Below are 15,987 nucleotides of genomic sequence, written 5' to 3'. Positions count from 1 at the left end.
GAGGAGACGATCAAGATGAGCATTTCCGCAAACGCAAAAGGCCGCGTGTCCCAGGTGATCGGCGCCGTTGTCGACGTCGAGTTCGATGGCGAACTTCCCGCGATCCTCAACGCGCTCGAAACCGAGAACAACGGTTCGCGCCTCGTGCTCGAAGTGGCTCAGCACCTCGGGGAGAGCACGGTCCGCACGATCGCGATGGACTCGACCGAAGGTCTGGTTCGTGGCCAGGCGGTTGCTGACCTTGGTCAGCCGATCATGGTCCCGGTGGGTCCCTCGACGCTCGGCCGCATCATGAACGTCATCGGCGAGCCGATCGACGAGCGCGGGCCGGTCAGCCGGGAACTTCTGCGCCCGATCCACGCGCCGGCTCCGGACTTTGTTGATCAGGCCACGGAATCGGAAGTGCTGGTCACGGGCATCAAGGTTATCGACCTTCTCTGTCCCTACGCCAAAGGCGGCAAGATCGGCCTGTTCGGCGGCGCCGGTGTGGGCAAGACCGTTCTGATCATGGAACTCGTGAACAACATCGCGAAACTCTTCGGCGGCTACTCGGTGTTCGCCGGCGTGGGTGAGCGTACGCGCGAAGGTAACGACCTCTACCACGAGATGATCGAATCGAAGGTTATCAACCTCGAAGGCGAAAGCCGCATGTCGCTGGTTTACGGCCAGATGAACGAGCCGCCGGGCGCCCGTGCCCGCGTCGCTCTCACCGGCCTTGCCCAGGCCGAGTACTTCCGCGACGTGGAAGGCAAGGACGTGCTGTTCTTCGTGGACAACATCTTCCGCTTCACCCAGGCCGGTTCGGAAGTGTCCGCGCTTCTCGGCCGTATTCCTTCGGCCGTGGGCTACCAGCCCACGCTTGCGACCGACATGGGCGCGCTGCAGGAACGCATCACCTCGACCAACAAGGGGTCGATCACCTCGGTGCAGGCCGTGTACGTTCCGGCTGACGACTTGACCGACCCCGCGCCGGCCACCTCGTTCGCTCACCTTGACGCGACCACGGTGCTTTCGCGCTCCATCGCAGAAAAGGGCATCTACCCGGCCGTGGACCCGCTCGACTCCACGTCGCGCATCCTCGACCCGATGGTCGTCGGCGAAGATCACTACAACGTCGCCCGCGGCGTGCAGTCGATCCTGCAGAAGTACAAAGAACTTCAGGACATCATCGCTATCCTCGGCATGGACGAACTGTCTGAAGAAGACAAACTGACCGTGGCCCGTGCCCGCAAGGTTGAGCGCTTCCTGTCCCAACCGTTCGACGTGGCGCAGGTTTTCACCGGTTCGCCGGGCGTGCAGGTGAAGCTCGAAGACACGATCAAGGGCTTCAAGGGCCTGATCAGCGGCGAGTTCGACCACCTGCCGGAGCCGGCTTTCTACATGGTCGGCAACATCGACGAAGCGAAAGCCAAAGCTGCCAAGATGATGGCAGACGCCTGATCTGACTGAAGGCAAGGATAACCGACCGTGGCCGACAAACTGCACTTTTCACTCGTATCGCCCGCCAGAGAACTTTTCTCTGGTGAGGTCGATCACGTGATCGCTCCGGGCACGGACGGAGAGTTCGGCGTGCTCGCCCATCACGCGCCTTTCATGACGACGTTGAAGAATGGCGTCGTCCGCGTGCTGGAAGGCGACACGGTCAAGATGCGCATCTTCGTGCGTGGCGGCTTCGCGGACGTCACGTCGGCCGGGCTCACGATCCTTGCCGAAGAGGCTCGCAACCTGAACGACATCAAGGCAGACGACGTCGATGCCGAGATCGAAGCCACGCGGCTGAAGCTGCTGGCGCTCGACAAGGACGACACCAAGCAGTTCACGCTGCAGGAGCACATCGCCTACCTCGAAGGCCTCCGCGGCGCGCTGGCCAACTGATCCTGAGCTGGAAGCCGCCCAGGTTCATCTTGCGGCGAATGCTGCTAAGATTGGGCCTGTGACAGTCAGCACCGGTCAGGATCATGGGCGCGAAGGAAATCCCGCAAGACATTGATTCCGCCAGCTGGATGCATGACCGGCCGTGGACCGACCATCCGGGCGCCGATGTCGACGCCTATGTCGCGCCCCTGAAGCAGCCCGCCGCCTACGACCTGTCGGCCAAGCTGAAGAGCTGGCAGCAAAATGGCTTTGTCATATTCGAGAAGGCGGTCTCGGACGCCGATATCGAGGGATACTTCGACGACATCGCTGTGCCGATGCGCGACTTCGAACAATACCGGATCGTTATCGAAGTGCGCGGCAAGCACCTGATCAGCAGTGATCTCGATGGGTTCCCGGACGATCTGACCGGCGTGAAGCTCAATCACATGCACTGCTTCTCAAGTCATGCGGCCAAGTAGCGTCTAACGCCGCATATGACGGGCTTCCTCGGTCATGTGTTCCGCAACCCCGCTTCCGTTTGTCAGTCGCTGACGTTCTGGCGTGGCAGCGAGCAGCTTATTCACATCGATTATCCCTACGTTCGCCAGCAATCTCCTTTGAGCTATCTGGCGGCTTCGTGGATCCCGCTGGAAGACGTTCATCCGGATTTCGGACCGCTCGGCTATTATCCGGGGGCGCACAAAGTTGACAGATCAGGTTTCTTTGATTGGGGCGGCGGCGCGATCGTCCAGCGTGAACAGGCAAAGCGGTCGCCGGCTGAATTTTCACGCTATCTCAGGGAGCGGATTTCGAGCCTCGGGATCGAGCGCCAGGTGTTTTGCCCCAAGCGCGGTGACGGGCTGCTCTGGCATGGAAACCTGCCGCACGAGGGCACGGCCGTGAACAACCCGGCGCTCACGCGAAAGAGCTATGTCACGCACTACACCGCCGAACGGGCCCTGCCGGATTGGATGCGCAACCTCGATGACCTTGGCCGGCCAATTGGCGTGTTTGAGAATGGCGCGTATTGCTACCGGTCGAAATGGTTTGATCCCGATCCGGTGCTCCCCAGCTGGACCTCTCCGCGCCGTTCGGGACTCGGTCAACTGACAAGCGCGTTGCGGGCGGTAAAGCGCCGTTTGTCCGGCGGCTGATTTCAGCCGAAAACGGCGATGGTCTGGCGACCAACCATGACTGGCTCGCGCTTGCTGTTCCACATGGTCATTGCTTGGCTGGAATAGCCGTAGCGTGCGGTTTGCGCGACATGGCGGGCGAGGAACCAGCGGTCTTCGGTTTCGAAGGTCTCGGTCAGGAATTCCGCCATCCAGGTCATCGAGCTGATCCGGGCGGGCTGCGTGAAAAGGGACATGGCGGCAGGTGGCGGCGCATCGCCTAGGGCGAGCAGGGCAATCGCATCGCTCGGCGTCTTCGGATCTCGGTGTCGCATCCAGATCGAGACGTCGCCCGCTGGCGCACCGCTCATGGGTGGATAGCCGCCCGCGAGCAGCATCTGGAAATGAGCCGCAAAGGCAGGGCCGGGGCGGTCGGTCTTGAAATAGTTGGTGGCCTGCTCGGGAGGTGGCACGTCGGGCGGCGGCAGATGGCCAAAGTCCAGTGCAGACGCTCGGGCCGCGCCGAACGTGATGATCGCATCGGCCAGGATTCCCTCATCGCCGGACATGCGGACATGGACGAACACAGTGTTCTTGCCCTGGCGGAGCAATACCGGCGTGCAGTTCACCGTGCCGTTCACAGGTCCGACGAAGCCGACCTGCACCGCTCGCACCGGAAGCCCTCCGGCGAGCGGCGTAGCGGCCTGAAGGCAGAGCGCGGCGGTCAGCCCGCCATAGGCGGTGCGACCCTGCTTCCAGGTTTCCGGAATCGTCGTGGCGCGCGAAAGGTCAGCTGCGTCCACGCCCGAAGCGATGAGGTCTGAATAATCCATGGCTGGCTCCTGGGAGGGGAGTATGCGTCGTACACGGTTCCGGAAAGGAACCAAGTCATTACCCTGCGTCACATGAAAACGCCCCGGTCTCGCAACCGGGGCGTGGATACATTTGACGGCAATGGGCCTTCAGTGCTGGCTTTCCGGCGTGGTCACTCGCAGCCCGTCGAGTTCATCCGTGACCTTGATCTGGCAAGACAGGCGCGAGTTGGCCTGTACGTTCTCGGCGAAGTCGAGCATCGATTTTTCCATCTCCTGCTGCTCGCCCGTTTTGGCCAGGAAGGCTTCGTCGACATAGACATGGCACGTGGCGCAAGCGCAGGCGCCGCCGCAATCGGCATCGATGCCGGGAATCGAGTTGTTTACGGCGACTTCCATGACGGACATGCCGTTCTTTGCCTCGACCGTGCGTTCGGTGCCGTCGTGGGCCACATAGGTGATCTTTGCCATCTTGTTTTCCGTCTCCTTCAGGCGGCTGCTTGGGCCGCTATATCCTTCATGGGGGTTGATGTATCGCTAAGCACGTCCGGCGCAAGCTTTGCCCCTGACATGATGAGTTTTTTCGAAGCCAGGAATTCTGGCGGGCTGTTCACGGCGTCAACCGCGATCAGGGTGCCGTTGCGCAGGTAGAATACCGCAAATTTGCGTGCGGCCGGATCTCCGCGGACCACGAGCGTGTCATAGTCCTGGCTGAGCCCGGCGATCTGCAGTTTGAGATCATACTGGTCCGACCAGAACCAGGGGCAGTCTTCGGCTGGGCGGGGTTGACCGAGGATCGCGGCCGCTGCGAGCTTTCCCTGTTCGATGGCGTTGTGGACGCTTTCGAGGCGGCCTGTGCGCCCGTAATGAACCAGAGGCCGGCTGGCACAGTCACCGGCCGCGAACACTAGCGGATCTGATGTGCGCGCGTCCCGGTCCACAAGGATCCCATTCGAGCAGGCAATGCCCGCGTCGCGCGCGAGTTCTTCGTTGGGCAGGATGCCGATGCCCGCCAGCACCATGTCAGCCGGAATCCGCGTGCCGTCCGCCAGCACTGCGGCGCTCACTTTGCCTGCGCTGCCTTCGAGTTTCGACACCAACGTGCTGGTCAGGATGGTCACGCCCTGCCGGCGGTGCTCGGCGGTGTAAAACTCGCTGATTGCGGGGCTGGTGACGCGTGCCAGGACGCGCGGCGCCATTTCGATGACGGTCACTTCGAGATCCATCTGGCGGGCAACGGCGGCCGCTTCGAGGCCAATATAGCCCGCGCCGATGATCACAATGCGCCGTCCAGCGACCATTTGGGGCCGCATGCGCTCCACATCGGCCAAGGTGCGCAAGTCGTGGACACCTTCGAGGTCCGCGCCCGGGGTCGGCATGGGCCGGGGCCGCGAACCCGTGGCGATGATCAGGGCGTCATAAGGCAGGTGGCCGCCATGCCCCAGCAGGACCCGTCGCGCTGCCCGGTCAATTCCGGTCGCCTGCGTTCCCAGCAGAACCTCGATCTTCTGGTCCTTGTACCAGGCTGCGGGTTTGAAATAGAGCCGCTCCTCGTCGAATTCGCCTTTCATGTAGGCTTTGGACAGCGGCGGGCGCTGGTAAGGCAGCGCAGATTCGTCACCAACGATGGTCAAAGACCCCGAATACCCGCCCGCGCGAAGGGACTGGGCGGCCTGCGCAGCCGCTTGGCCAGCGCCGACAACCACGATGTCTTTCGTCTGCTGCGTAGACAATCCGGCCCCTTCCTGCATTTCGTGACGGGTGCGTCACTTTTGCTTTTATGCGTTTGTGCCCAACCCTGCAACCAAGCGCAATCGGGGCACACCGTCACAGGTTTCCCCGCGTTGCGTCAACGCTGCAGAAAGCTAGTGTACGCGTTCCCATGCAGATTCTTGAATTGGCTTCTGACACCGACACCCGCGACCTGGGCGCGCGCCTTGCCGCGCGGCTGAGGCGTGGCGACGTGGTTGCGCTGCACGGTGATCTCGGTACGGGCAAGACGACGTTGGCCAGGGGGCTGATCCAGGCGTTGAACGGACCGGAAACTGAGGTGCCGAGCCCGACCTATACGCTGGTGCAGGTCTATGAAGGTCCTGGCTTTCCGCTCTGGCACTTTGATCTCTACAGGCTCGATGAGCCCGGCGACGTGCATGAGCTCGGCTGGGACGAGACGCAGAACGGCGTCGCCCTGATCGAGTGGCCGGACCGGGCGGGCAGTTTGCTGCCTTCGTCACGGTTGGATGTGTTCCTTGAAATCTCTGGGGAAGGCCGCCGGGCAAGACTGGAACCCCGAGGCGAAGGCTGGCAGGAACGAGTGGATGAGCTCGTTGTCTGATCCGCGGACTGAAGTGATCGATGCCTTTCTGGCTTCTGCCGGAGACGGATGGGGCCAGGCGCGCCGGCAACCGCTGGGCCAGGACGCCTCCACCCGGCGCTATATCCGCTTGTTCCGCGCGGATGGGCAGACTGCTTTGCTGATGGATGCGCCCCGGGTCGAAAGCGATCCGTGCCCTCCTGATGCCAATGCGGCGACACGACTGAAAATGGGCTGGAATGCCATGACCCGGCTGGCCGCCTCGCGCGTGGAAGCCTTCGCGCTGATCTCGGACCACTTGCGCAGCCTCGGTTTGAAGGCGCCGAACGTGCTCCGGTTTGATCCGGTAGCGGGCCTTGCCCTGATCGAAGACTTCGGAGACAGCCGCGAATTCGCGCGCCTGATCGAACGCGGAGAGGCGCAAGAAACACCCCTCTACATCGCGGCAGCCGAGCGGCTTGCGAAACTGCATGCGGCGCCTGTGCCGAAGTCCTTGTCCAAAGACGGGATCGTCTGGCCGATCCTCGAATTCGACAATGTGGCCCTGGCGGCCAATGCTGATCTCTATGCAGACTGGCTACCGGCCGAAATAGGACAGGGCCCGCTCGATGGGGCGGCGCGCGCGCGCTGGGAAGCCGAACGCGACGGGCTCATTGCGCAAGCGATGGCGTTTCCGCGCGCCTTCACGCTGCGCGACTATCACGCCGAGAACCTGCTCTGGCTGCCGGACGGTGAGGTCGGCCTGCTTGATTTCCAGGATGCCGTGCTGGGGTGGGATGCGTGGGATCTTGCGATGCTGACCCAGGATGCCCGCCGCAACGTTTCAAACGAAGCGGCTGAAGCCGCGATCGGGAGGTTCCTCGACCTGACCGGGCAGGGGCGTACCGAGTTTGACGAGCGGCTTGCTGTCATTGGCGCGCTCAATGCGCTGCGGATCGCCGGCGTCTTCTCACGCCTGCAACACAGGGATGGCAAACGGCGCTATGCTGATTTCCAACCGCGACAGCTTCAATTGCTGGCCCGGAACCTGTCGCATCCGGCGCTGGGCGGCATGGCGGCGTTCGTGCGTGAAACAACCCCGTTTGTGTTCGAAGGTAAGGTATGAGCGTCGATGTTCCGCATACGGCCATGGTCCTGGCTGCCGGGCTTGGCACACGGATGCGTCCGCTGACGGATGCTACGCCAAAGCCCTTGCTCAAGGTGCGCGGGAAGGCGTTGATCGACCGCCTGCTGGATCCACTGGCAGAAGCCGGCGTCAAAAGAATTGTCGTCAATGTCCACTATCTCGCCGATCAGGTCGAAACGCATCTCGCATCGCGATCCGGAATTGATGTGATCATTTCGGATGAGCGCGGCGAAGTGCTGGAAACCGGCGGAGCACTGGCCAAGGCCCGACCCTTGCTGGGCGAGGACCCAATCTTTGTGATGAATACCGACGCCTTCTGGGGACCGGAATCCCCGGCTCCGTTTCTGGATCTGGCGGCGGCGTTTGATCCGGACGGGGAGGACGAGCGCCTGTTGCTGGCCGATACCGAACGGGCGCTTGGCTTTGACGGAGCAGGCGACTTTTTCCTGAAAGACGCAGACAGGCTGGAACGGCGCGGCCAGGCGGCCTCAGCGCCTTGGGCCTATGCTGGCGTCCGGATCATGAAGCCCCAACTTTACGACAATCTCCCGGTCGAGCGATTCTCGGCGCTCAAGGTCTGGGACAGTCTCATTCCCCAAGGCCGGCTGGCCGGCCACAAGCTGGATCGCTTCTGGCTGCATGTCGGTGACCCCAAGGCGCTCGCCGACGCCGAGATGTGGGTCGCCTGCCATGGCGGATGAGCTTCGGCCATTCGCAGAAGGCGCCCGGAAAGTCTGGACCATTCCGCCGGGTACGGATTTCCTCGGATCGCTTGCCCGGGTCTTGGCTGAAGCCTTCGATCTGAAACACAAGCCGGACGCATTGGCCGACGCGCTGATCTACGTGCCGAACAGGCGCTCTGCGCGCGCGTTGACGCTGGCCCTGTTCGACACGCTCGGCGGCGTTGGGACGCTCCTGCCGCCCGACATACGGACCCTGGGTGATCTGGAGACAGATGAACCACCGCCTGTCAGCGAAGCAGCGATTGCGTCGCTTCCGCCAGCCTTGTCGCCGGCAAAACGCCAAGGCGCGCTGGCGCAGCTGGTAACTGCTTTCTACCGCGCAGAATACGGGCTCACTTTACCGCCTAATTCTGCGCTGGCTGCCGCGAGGGAGCTCTCGCGGCTACTCGAGCAATCGACGATGGGCGACGATGCGGTGGATTGGACGCAGCTTCAGACCCTCGTCAAAGACTCCGATCTTGCCGTGCACTGGATCAATTCGACGCGCTTCCTTGGCATCATCACAGAAGCCTGGCCGCAATGGCTGGCGCAGAACAATGCCGCCGACCCTTACGAGCGCCGCCGCGTGGCTGCGAGCGCGCTGGTGACGGCATGGCGCGCCAAGCCACCCTCAGCACCTGTGATCATCGCTGGATCCACCGGTGCAACACCCTCGGGGCGTAGCCTCATGCGCGCGGCGTTGGATCTTCCCAAAGGGCTGGTTGTGTTCCCGGGTCTGGATACCGGACTGACCGCGAAGGCGATGGACGCCGTCCGCGTGGCGCCGAGCCATCCCCAGCACGCGTTGGTCCGTACGCTGCAAATGTTGGAGATTGAGCTCGCGTCCGTAGCAGAATGGCCTGGTCGCGGCCAGCAATCCGCTTCGCGGCGCCAACTGGTCTATGAAGCGCTGGCGCCTGCGGACGACACCGCCGATTGGCGTGAAACGCTGGAGGAACTGTCGGCCGGGGCGGGGCTCAAGCCCGATGCGTTCGCACAAGAGGCTATGACCGGCCTTTCGGTCGTGGAGCTGCCCAACGAAGCAGCAGAGGCCGAAGCTGCGGCGCTGTTGCTCAGAGGTGTTCTTGAGAAGCCAAAGGCGACGGGCGCGCTGGTGACGCCCGATGCGGGATTGGCGCGGCGGGTAGGGGCGCTGTTGGAGCGTTGGGGCATCTCGGTGCCGCCTTCGGCCGGCCAGCCGCTCGGGCGCACGCCCGCGGGAAGCTTGATCGCACTTTGTGCCCGTTGGGCGGTTGATCCGGCCGATCCGGTTTCGCTCTCTGCCGTTCTGAAGCATCCTTTTGTTCGATATCGGGTGTCCGGAGACCTGTTGGACCTTCATTTTTTGCGCGGTGCGCGCCGGTGGCAGACGCTGGAAGACCTCGCGAGCTTGATCGAGGCCCGAAAGGACGAGCGCTACAGGTCGTTCACGGACGCAGACATGTCTCAGGCTGCAACGTTCGTGCGGGAACTTTCAGCGCTTGTGTCGTCGGCCGGCGGCGATCTGTCCGGCGTCGAGGGCATTCGAGCGGACGACGGCGCTCAGCGCATTGCTTCGCTGGCAGGGGCCATCAGCGAGACACCGCTTCCGTGGGCAGGCGAGGACGGCGCGGGCGCGTCCCGCCTGCTGGAGCGGGTCGGAGAACTGGGAGAGTTCCTCGGCGAAATGTCACCTCGCGATCTGGCGGAACTGATCGAAACAGAGTGCGCCAACCTCAACATCAGCATGGGCGAGCGCGAGCATCCGCGACTGAGCATCTGGGGCCCGCTCGAAGCGCGTCTTCAGTCGGCCGATCTTGTTGTGCTGGCGGGCCTGAATGAAGGCGTCTGGCCGGAGAAGACGCCGCCGGATGCGTTCCTGCCACGTCGGTTCCGTCCTGTTCTGGGCCTGAGTGACCCGGACGAGCGGCTTGGCCTTTCCGCCCACGACTTCGCACAGCTAGCCTGTGCGCCGAGGGTGGCGATGCTGTATGCCGCGCGGCGGGATGATGCGCCGGCCGTCGCTTCGCGCTGGGTCTGGCGGCTGCGGACGTTGACGCAGGGCGCGTTGCTGGTCGCGGCGGATGAAGCACTGAAAGGCGGCTGTGCTGACCTGCCGGACTGGGTGCGTTTGATCCAGGCAGAAGGGATCGGCCGGCAGGCGCCGGAGTTCTCGGCAGAGCCGAAGCCGGTGTCACGTCCGCCAGGCTGGCCTGCGAAACTTTCAGTCACACGCGTGGACCGGCTGCAGCGCGATCCTTACTCGATATGGGCTGAAGACGCGCTTGGATTGAGTGTACTGGATCCGATGAACACGCCGATGCAACCCAACCTCAGGGGTACGGCGATCCACAAGGCGCTGGAACGTTTCGATACGGAGCATTCTCCGAAGACGGAAGCGGCACTGCTTAACCTGCTTGAAGAAGAGCTTGCCAAGGCCGGGGAGGCGCAGACGGACTGGCAGAGCCGAAAGGCAATCTGGGACGATGTGTCGAAGTGGTTTCTCGGCTGGCACGGCGCCCGCGATGTGTCGGGCGGTGTGGTTCACGAAGCGAGCGGAAGACTTGAGTATGAGATCGCCGGTGAGCCGTTCAGGTTGTCGGCGCAGGCAGACCGGATCGAGATCGGCGCGACCGGAGAGATCACGATCGTGGATTTCAAGACCGGGAGTTCGCCGACGGACCGGATGATCCGCACGGGGTTCGATCAACAGATGCCGTTGCAGGCGTTGATTGCCGCGAAGGGCGGATTTGAAACGGTGAGGGCTGCTCCGGTGGCGGCGCTCGAATACGTTGAGTTCAAAGCCAAGCCCGCAGCGCGCACCATCGGCCGCGGCAAGGATGGTGAACTGACGCCGGCGAAAATGGCTGTGCAGGCGGAGGAGGGGCTCAAGCGATTGATTGAGGCCTACCGGCAGCCGGATGCCGCCTTCACGTCCGCGCCGCGCGTGCAGTTCGTGAAGTATGACTACGGCTACAATCTTCTTGCCCGCCGCGCCGAATGGACGAGCGACACGTCCGAGGGGGAAGGCGGCAATGAGTGACGCGGCCCATATTCATGCGCTGGCGCAAGCGAGCGAAGCGCAAGCGCTTGCAGCCAATCCCAACCGGTCGGCCTTTGCGACGGCCAACGCAGGCAGCGGCAAGACCAAGGTTTTGATAGATCGGGTCGCGCGTCTGCTGTTGCGCCGGCCGGACGGGCGACCCGGCGCGGACCCGGATTCGATCCTTTGCATCACCTACACGCGAGCTGCGGCGAGCGAGATGCTTACGCGTCTGTTCGATACGCTTGGCAATTGGGCGGTGATGGAAGATGCGCCCTTGCGCGAACAATTGGCGAAGCTCGAAGGCCGCGAGGCCTCGTCGTACACGGAAGACCAGCTCAAAGCGGCGCGGGCCCTGTTCGCGCGCGCACTTGAGACGCCCGGCGGTCTGAGGATCGAAACGATCCATGCCTTCTGCGCAAGGGTGCTGCGGCGGTTTCCGCTGGAAGCGGGTGTGCCGCCGGGTTTCGTGGAACTTGAGGAAGAGGATGCGCGGGAGATCTGGCAACAGGCTCGCAAAGCAGCCATTCTGAAAGCCGTCGAAACGGAACCGGAAGCACTCGCCCTGATTTCGCGCGAAGCCGGTCGCGACGGGGCGAGCAGCGCGCTGGATTCGCTCCGCGGCTCGGCGAGTTTTTTGCGGGCCTTTGCCACTAAGCATGATGACGCGTTCGACCAGATCCAGGCATCGCTGAAGCGGTTGATCTCGCCGCCGGATCTGCCAGTAGACGCGCTTGTGGAACGCGCGATGACGGCGGATTTTCCGCGCACCGAAATCAAGTCGGTCATTGGCGCACTGGCAGCTGGAAAGCCGACAGACCAGAAGTTGGCGGATGCATTGGCTAATGTCCTTGCCGAGACGGATGCGCGTTCAGCGCTGCAGCTCTATCAGTCGGTCTTCTTCACGGCCACGGGGCAACCCCGCGCCAAGAACCCCTTCACCAAGGGCGCAACGGATGCAGCGCCGCTGGTGATGGATCTGTTCGCCATTGTAGATGGTCCGGGCCGGGAGACGGTCCGGATACAGACGCTTCTCGAGGCGCTCAAGCGGGCCGAAGCGTTTGCCCGAACAGAAGCGCTGCTGAAAATCGGGCTGCCCGCGTTAGCGTCCTATGATGAAGGCAAGACGCGGCGCGGCGCGCTTGATTTCGACGACTTGATCGAGCGCACGCGCGATCTGCTGGCATCGGAAGGTTTGTCGAACTGGGTGCTCTACAAGCTTGATGGCGGGCTCAGCCATGTGCTGCTGGACGAAGCGCAAGACACCAGCCCCGCCCAGTGGGAGCTCATCGGTGCCCTGACGCAAGAGTTTACCTCCGGGGAGGGGCGCGAACGCCTGCAGGATCCACGGACGATCTTCATGGTGGGCGACGACAAGCAGTCAATCTACTCGTTCCAGGGTGCGGATCCGGCCCGCTTCCTGGACGAGACGCGGAACCTTGCAAAGCGCGACCCAAACACGTCGCAGGCTGATATGCGGATGTCGTTCCGCTCCAGTCCGGAAATCCTCAGTTTCGTCGATACAGTATGGAACGAGGCGCCAGTCATTGATGTTCCGGTTGCAGATCAGCGGCCGATGACCGCCGACAAGATCGTGCACACGGCGAAGCGCTGGAATGAACAAGGTCTCGTGGAGCTCTGGCCGATTGTTCCCAAAGATCCTGAACCGGAGACCGATGCCTGGGAACGCCCGCTCGACGCGCTTCGGACAACGTCGCCGAAGGTCAAGCTGGCGCAAAGCGTCGCGCGATCAATCAAGGAAATGGTATCCGGCGGCACGACGGTCTGGGACCGGAGCGGCGTGCGCCGGCCTGCACGGCCTGGTGATGTGCTCGTCCTGGTGCGCGAACGGCGCGGCGGTTTGTTTGAAGCCGTGATCAATGCCTTGAAGAACCAAGGCGTTCCGGTGGCAGGAGCGGACCGGCTGCGGTTGGCTGATTATATCGGTGTCCAGGATTGCCTTAATCTCATGCGGTTCGCTGCGCTACCGACGCGCGATCTTACGCTTGCGGAAATTCTGCGCGGTCCGTTCTGCGGCCTTGTGGATGATAATCGCTTCCTGTTTCCGCTGGCTGTCGGGCGAGAAAAAGGGGAGTCGTTGTGGTCCCGGGTCCAATCGAGCACGCTTCCGGAAGTAATGCGTATCCGGAGTTTCCTGTCCGCATTGCTCGCGCGTGCGGCGCTGCCGCCTTTTGAATTCCTTTCCGCTGTGCTGGACCTTCCGGACGAGGCGGGCTCGACCGGTTGGGAAAAGTTGAATGCACGGCTCGGAACGCCGGCGCGCGATCCGGTTGAGGCGCTGCTTGCCCGCGCCCTGTCGCACGACACCTCCGGACCGTCGTCCCTTCAATTGTTCGTCGCGGCATTGGAGTCCGCCCCGGTCGAGATCAAACGCGATCTGGCAGAGGCCGGTAGTGAAGTGCGGGTGATGACCGTCCACGGAGCGAAAGGGCTTCAAGCGCCGATCGTGATTCTGCCGGATACGACCGCAAAGCCCAAGTTGACGAGTGAGACGATCCTGTCGAGCGATGGTGCCGTGATCTGGTCGCCGCGCAGGGATGCAGACATTGAGCCTGCCGAGCGTGCACGGCTCATGGCCGAGGCCAAAGCCCGTGAGGAGCACCGCCGGTTGCTCTACGTGGCACTGACCCGTGCGCAAGACCGACTGCTGATTGCCGGCCACTGGTTCGGGGGTGAGACGGAAGGTGCCAAGGGGTATCATGACGAGTCCTGGTATGCGCTTTGCCGGAACGGGATGGAGGCGCTTGGGATCACGGAGCAGGAAGACGGTGTGCTCCGGTATGGCGAAGACGTGCCTGCGACAGAGGCAAGACCGTCAACGGCGACCGTGCAAACGACTTTGCCGGATTGGGCGCGGCGTGCTCCCGAAGCCGAAGCCGAGCCCCGCAGGCTGACCGCGCCGACGAGTTTGTTAGGTCCAAAAACCTGCGTGGTTGCCCCCTTCGATCCCAAGCGCGAAGCGCGCTTGAAGCGGGGGCGTTTGATACACGCACTTCTTCAGTATTTGCCGGAACTTCCCGTCGAGGCGCGCAAAGCCGCCGGTGAGACATTTCTTGCGCGCGATTCAGACCTGACGGCGGCGCAGCGCCGCGAAATGTTGCAGGCGGCAGAAGGCATTCTCAACGACGTATCGCTTTCGGCGCTGTTTGCGCCGGGGGGGAGGGCGGAGGCCGCCGTCATTGGCACATCGAAGCTATTGCCTGAGGGCATGATCATCAATGGACGGGTCGACCGCCTGGTGGTCTCGCCTGAGCAGGTTCTGGTCGTTGATTTCAAGACCGACCAGCCTGCTCCGGCCCGCGTTGAAGATGTGGCAGAGACCTATGTCGCCCAGATGGCAGCCTATTGGGCGGTGCTGGCAGAGGCCTATCCGGGCCGCGAAGTCGGCGCTGTGCTATGTTGGACCGACGGCCCCCGGATGATGCGGATACCCGAAGCCATGCTGTCAGAATCCCTCAACAATGCCTTGAGAGCCATTTGACAGGCCGGTAGACTGCCTATCTATCAAGCTCCCAGTCTTGGGCTGCAAAAAAGGAGCCGGAATCATGTCTGGTATGGATGTAAGCGATGATGAATTCGACGCGCTGCTCGGTGCGTCTGAAGTCCCGGTAGTCGTTGATTTCTGGGCAGAATGGTGCGGGCCCTGCAAGCAGATGGCGCCGCATATCGAAGCCGTGGCCGGCGAACTCGACGGCAAGGTCAAAATCGTCAAGCTCAACGTTGACGACTTCCCGCTGGTTGGCGCCAAATACGGCGTCCGCGGCCTTCCGACCATGCTTCTGTTCAAACAGGGCAAGGTTGCCGCGACCCACAATGGTGCCATGAACCGGCAAGCGCTGGCGAACTGGATCAGCCAGTCGCTGTAACGCTGGCCTGATCGCTCGTCAGGGCCAGGAACACATCTTCGAGATCCGGTGATTTGGTGGACAAGTCTGCCACACTTATGCCGGCAGCGCGGGCTTTCTCGAGCAGCCTTCCGATTCCGGTTTCCGCGGTCTTGAACGTGATCGCCAGCGTGCCGTCGGGACGCAGCTTGGCATCGTGCATGGCCAGCTCTGCCGGAATTTCGGTCAAAGGCTCGCGCGGCTCGATGATCAGCGTCTTGTAATCGAGGCGCGACAACAGCTTCGGCGTGGGCTCGCACGCGACGATTTCGCCATGATTCACAATGGCGATCGAGTCGCAGAGTTCCTCGGCCTCCTCGAGGTAGTGGGTTGTGAGAATGATGGTCGTGCCTTTGGCGTGCAACTCGCGGACATAGTCCCAGAGAAGGCGACGCAGTTCGACGTCGACGCCGGCGGTGGGCTCGTCCAGGATCAGCACGGGCGGATTATGGACCAGTGCCTTGGCCACCATCAGGCGCCGTTTCATGCCGCCTGACAACTGGCGCACATAGGCGTCTTTCTTGTCGTCGAGTCCGAGTGCTGCGAGGATTTCCACAGACCGGCGCTCCGATTTCGGCACGCCGTAGAAGCCGGCCATCAGCTCCAGCATCTCGAAGGGCGTGAAAAAGGGGTCTGCTACGATCTCCTGGTTCACGACACCGATGGCCGCGCGGCTCTGACGCGGGTGCTCATCGATGTCGAGGTCCCAGATCCGGGCGGTGCCGGAGGTTTTCTTCACCATTCCCGCGAGGATGTTGATGAAGGTGGATTTGCCTGCGCCGTTTGGTCCCAAGAGGCCGAATATCGAACCTGTCGGGATCTCCAGAGAGATACCTCTGAGAGCCTGCTTTTCGGGCATTTTGCCAGTCGCAGCATAGGTTTTCCGCAAATCGCGGACTTCGATGGCGTATTTTGGAGTTGGCATAGCGCCCTTTCGTCACGGCTTGCGGCACGCCTTGCAAGGCGGCAGCCCAGACTTGTCTTATGACTTTCCCAGCCGATTGGGAGATATTGGCACCGCCGCCGGGAGTTGCAGCTCCCGAACGGCGGCGAGGGACGGATCGTCGCAAGGCAGGAGGTCTTACGCTCCGAACTAGAGTTTGATCGCCCTCGTCTT

General features: G+C 62.7%; 14 protein-coding genes. 10 read left to right on the top strand and 4 right to left on the bottom strand.

Going from position 1 to position 15,987, the window contains the following annotated elements; genetic code table 11:
* Nucleotides 1–15: 15 nt before the first annotated feature.
* The 4 genes from atpD (at nucleotide 16) to GC148_RS13140 (ending at nucleotide 3,011) form a co-directional block, all read left to right on the top strand.
* Entirely contained in the window at nucleotides 16–1,440 is a 1,425-nt protein-coding gene (gene atpD / locus GC148_RS13155; protein WP_291071349.1) for a F0F1 ATP synthase subunit beta, read from the top strand.
* A 27-nt stretch (nucleotides 1,441–1,467) separates the two neighbouring features.
* On the top strand, nucleotides 1,468–1,875 hold the full coding sequence (locus GC148_RS13150; protein ID WP_291071347.1) for a F0F1 ATP synthase subunit epsilon: 408 nt from the start codon (nucleotides 1,468–1,470) through the stop codon (nucleotides 1,873–1,875).
* An 83-nt stretch (nucleotides 1,876–1,958) separates the two neighbouring features.
* A complete protein-coding gene (locus GC148_RS13145; RefSeq protein WP_291071345.1) occupies nucleotides 1,959–2,336 on the top strand; it encodes a hypothetical protein in 378 nt (125 codons plus the stop codon).
* Nucleotides 2,337–2,351: 15 nt separating this feature from the next.
* Complete coding sequence (locus tag GC148_RS13140; RefSeq protein WP_291071344.1) at nucleotides 2,352–3,011, top strand: phytanoyl-CoA dioxygenase family protein; 660 nt, start codon at nucleotides 2,352–2,354, stop codon at nucleotides 3,009–3,011.
* Between the two features lie 2 nt (nucleotides 3,012–3,013).
* Here the strand turns inward: GC148_RS13140 and GC148_RS13135 are convergent, their stop codons facing one another.
* The 3 genes from GC148_RS13135 to GC148_RS13125 all read right to left on the bottom strand — a co-directional run bounded on the left by GC148_RS13135 (nucleotide 3,014) and on the right by GC148_RS13125 (nucleotide 5,514).
* Nucleotides 3,014–3,802 (bottom strand): thioesterase family protein, encoded by a 789-nt coding sequence (locus tag GC148_RS13135; protein ID WP_291071342.1) that lies wholly within the window; start codon nucleotides 3,800–3,802, stop codon nucleotides 3,014–3,016.
* Between the two features lie 129 nt (nucleotides 3,803–3,931).
* A complete protein-coding gene (locus GC148_RS13130) occupies nucleotides 3,932–4,252 on the bottom strand; it encodes a 2Fe-2S iron-sulfur cluster-binding protein (RefSeq protein ID WP_291071340.1) in 321 nt (106 codons plus the stop codon).
* A gap of 17 nt (nucleotides 4,253–4,269) precedes the next feature.
* Nucleotides 4,270–5,514, bottom strand: a complete 1,245-nt coding sequence (locus GC148_RS13125) for an FAD-dependent oxidoreductase (protein ID WP_291071338.1) — start codon at nucleotides 5,512–5,514, stop codon at nucleotides 4,270–4,272.
* A 149-nt stretch (nucleotides 5,515–5,663) separates the two neighbouring features.
* Here GC148_RS13125 and tsaE point away from each other — a divergent pair, with 149 nt between their 5' ends.
* The 6 genes from tsaE (at nucleotide 5,664) to trxA (ending at nucleotide 14,852) form a co-directional block, all read left to right on the top strand.
* A complete protein-coding gene (tsaE, locus tag GC148_RS13120; RefSeq protein ID WP_366063876.1) occupies nucleotides 5,664–6,116 on the top strand; it encodes a tRNA (adenosine(37)-N6)-threonylcarbamoyltransferase complex ATPase subunit type 1 TsaE in 453 nt (150 codons plus the stop codon).
* Nucleotides 6,100–7,200 carry a phosphotransferase gene (locus tag GC148_RS13115; RefSeq protein ID WP_291071335.1) on the top strand — a complete coding sequence of 367 codons (1,101 nt, stop codon included), beginning with the start codon at nucleotides 6,100–6,102 and terminating at the stop codon, nucleotides 7,198–7,200. Before tsaE ends, GC148_RS13115 begins: the two co-directional genes overlap by 17 nt.
* A complete protein-coding gene (locus GC148_RS13110) occupies nucleotides 7,197–7,922 on the top strand; it encodes a nucleotidyltransferase family protein (RefSeq protein WP_291071334.1) in 726 nt (241 codons plus the stop codon). Before GC148_RS13115 ends, GC148_RS13110 begins: the two co-directional genes overlap by 4 nt.
* A complete protein-coding gene (addB, locus tag GC148_RS13105) occupies nucleotides 7,912–10,965 on the top strand; it encodes a double-strand break repair protein AddB (RefSeq protein WP_291071332.1) in 3,054 nt (1,017 codons plus the stop codon). Before GC148_RS13110 ends, addB begins: the two co-directional genes overlap by 11 nt.
* Entirely contained in the window at nucleotides 10,958–14,467 is a 3,510-nt protein-coding gene (gene addA, locus GC148_RS13100) for a double-strand break repair helicase AddA (RefSeq protein ID WP_291071331.1), read from the top strand. The genes addB and addA overlap by 8 nt, the downstream gene beginning before the upstream one ends.
* A gap of 64 nt (nucleotides 14,468–14,531) precedes the next feature.
* Nucleotides 14,532–14,852, top strand: a complete 321-nt coding sequence (gene trxA, locus GC148_RS13095) for a thioredoxin (protein ID WP_291071329.1) — start codon at nucleotides 14,532–14,534, stop codon at nucleotides 14,850–14,852.
* Here trxA and GC148_RS13090 read toward each other — a convergent pair.
* Complete coding sequence (locus tag GC148_RS13090) at nucleotides 14,836–15,795, bottom strand: ABC transporter ATP-binding protein (RefSeq protein WP_291071328.1); 960 nt, start codon at nucleotides 15,793–15,795, stop codon at nucleotides 14,836–14,838. The genes trxA and GC148_RS13090 overlap by 17 nt on opposite strands.
* Nucleotides 15,796–15,987: the final 192 nt, after the last annotated feature.

The organism is Hyphomonas sp. (genome assembly GCF_016125515.1).
Classification (GTDB): Bacteria; Pseudomonadota; Alphaproteobacteria; order Caulobacterales; family Hyphomonadaceae; genus Hyphomonas.
Note: the sequence above shows the minus strand (reverse complement) of the source record. Positions and strands in the feature narration are given on the sequence as shown.

Bases quoted from the DNA above. Each gene is read 5' to 3' on its own strand.
- addA (WP_291071331.1), top strand. From the start codon at position 10,958: ATGAGTGACGCGGCCCATATTCATGCGCTGGCGCAAGCGAGCGAAGCG.
- GC148_RS13135 (WP_291071342.1), bottom strand. From the start codon at position 3,802: ATGGATTATTCAGACCTCATCGCTTCGGGCGTGGACGCAGCTGACCTT.
- tsaE (WP_366063876.1), top strand. From the start codon at position 5,664: ATGCAGATTCTTGAATTGGCTTCTGACACCGACACCCGCGACCTGGGC.
- GC148_RS13140 (WP_291071344.1), top strand. From the start codon at position 2,352: ATGACGGGCTTCCTCGGTCATGTGTTCCGCAACCCCGCTTCCGTTTGT.
- GC148_RS13110 (WP_291071334.1), top strand. From the start codon at position 7,197: ATGAGCGTCGATGTTCCGCATACGGCCATGGTCCTGGCTGCCGGGCTT.
- atpD (WP_291071349.1), top strand. From the start codon at position 16: ATGAGCATTTCCGCAAACGCAAAAGGCCGCGTGTCCCAGGTGATCGGC.
- GC148_RS13145 (WP_291071345.1), top strand. From the start codon at position 1,959: ATGGGCGCGAAGGAAATCCCGCAAGACATTGATTCCGCCAGCTGGATG.
- addB (WP_291071332.1), top strand. From the start codon at position 7,912: ATGGCGGATGAGCTTCGGCCATTCGCAGAAGGCGCCCGGAAAGTCTGG.
- trxA (WP_291071329.1), top strand. From the start codon at position 14,532: ATGTCTGGTATGGATGTAAGCGATGATGAATTCGACGCGCTGCTCGGT.
- GC148_RS13090 (WP_291071328.1), bottom strand. From the start codon at position 15,795: ATGCCAACTCCAAAATACGCCATCGAAGTCCGCGATTTGCGGAAAACC.
- GC148_RS13130 (WP_291071340.1), bottom strand. From the start codon at position 4,252: ATGGCAAAGATCACCTATGTGGCCCACGACGGCACCGAACGCACGGTC.
- GC148_RS13115 (WP_291071335.1), top strand. From the start codon at position 6,100: ATGAGCTCGTTGTCTGATCCGCGGACTGAAGTGATCGATGCCTTTCTG.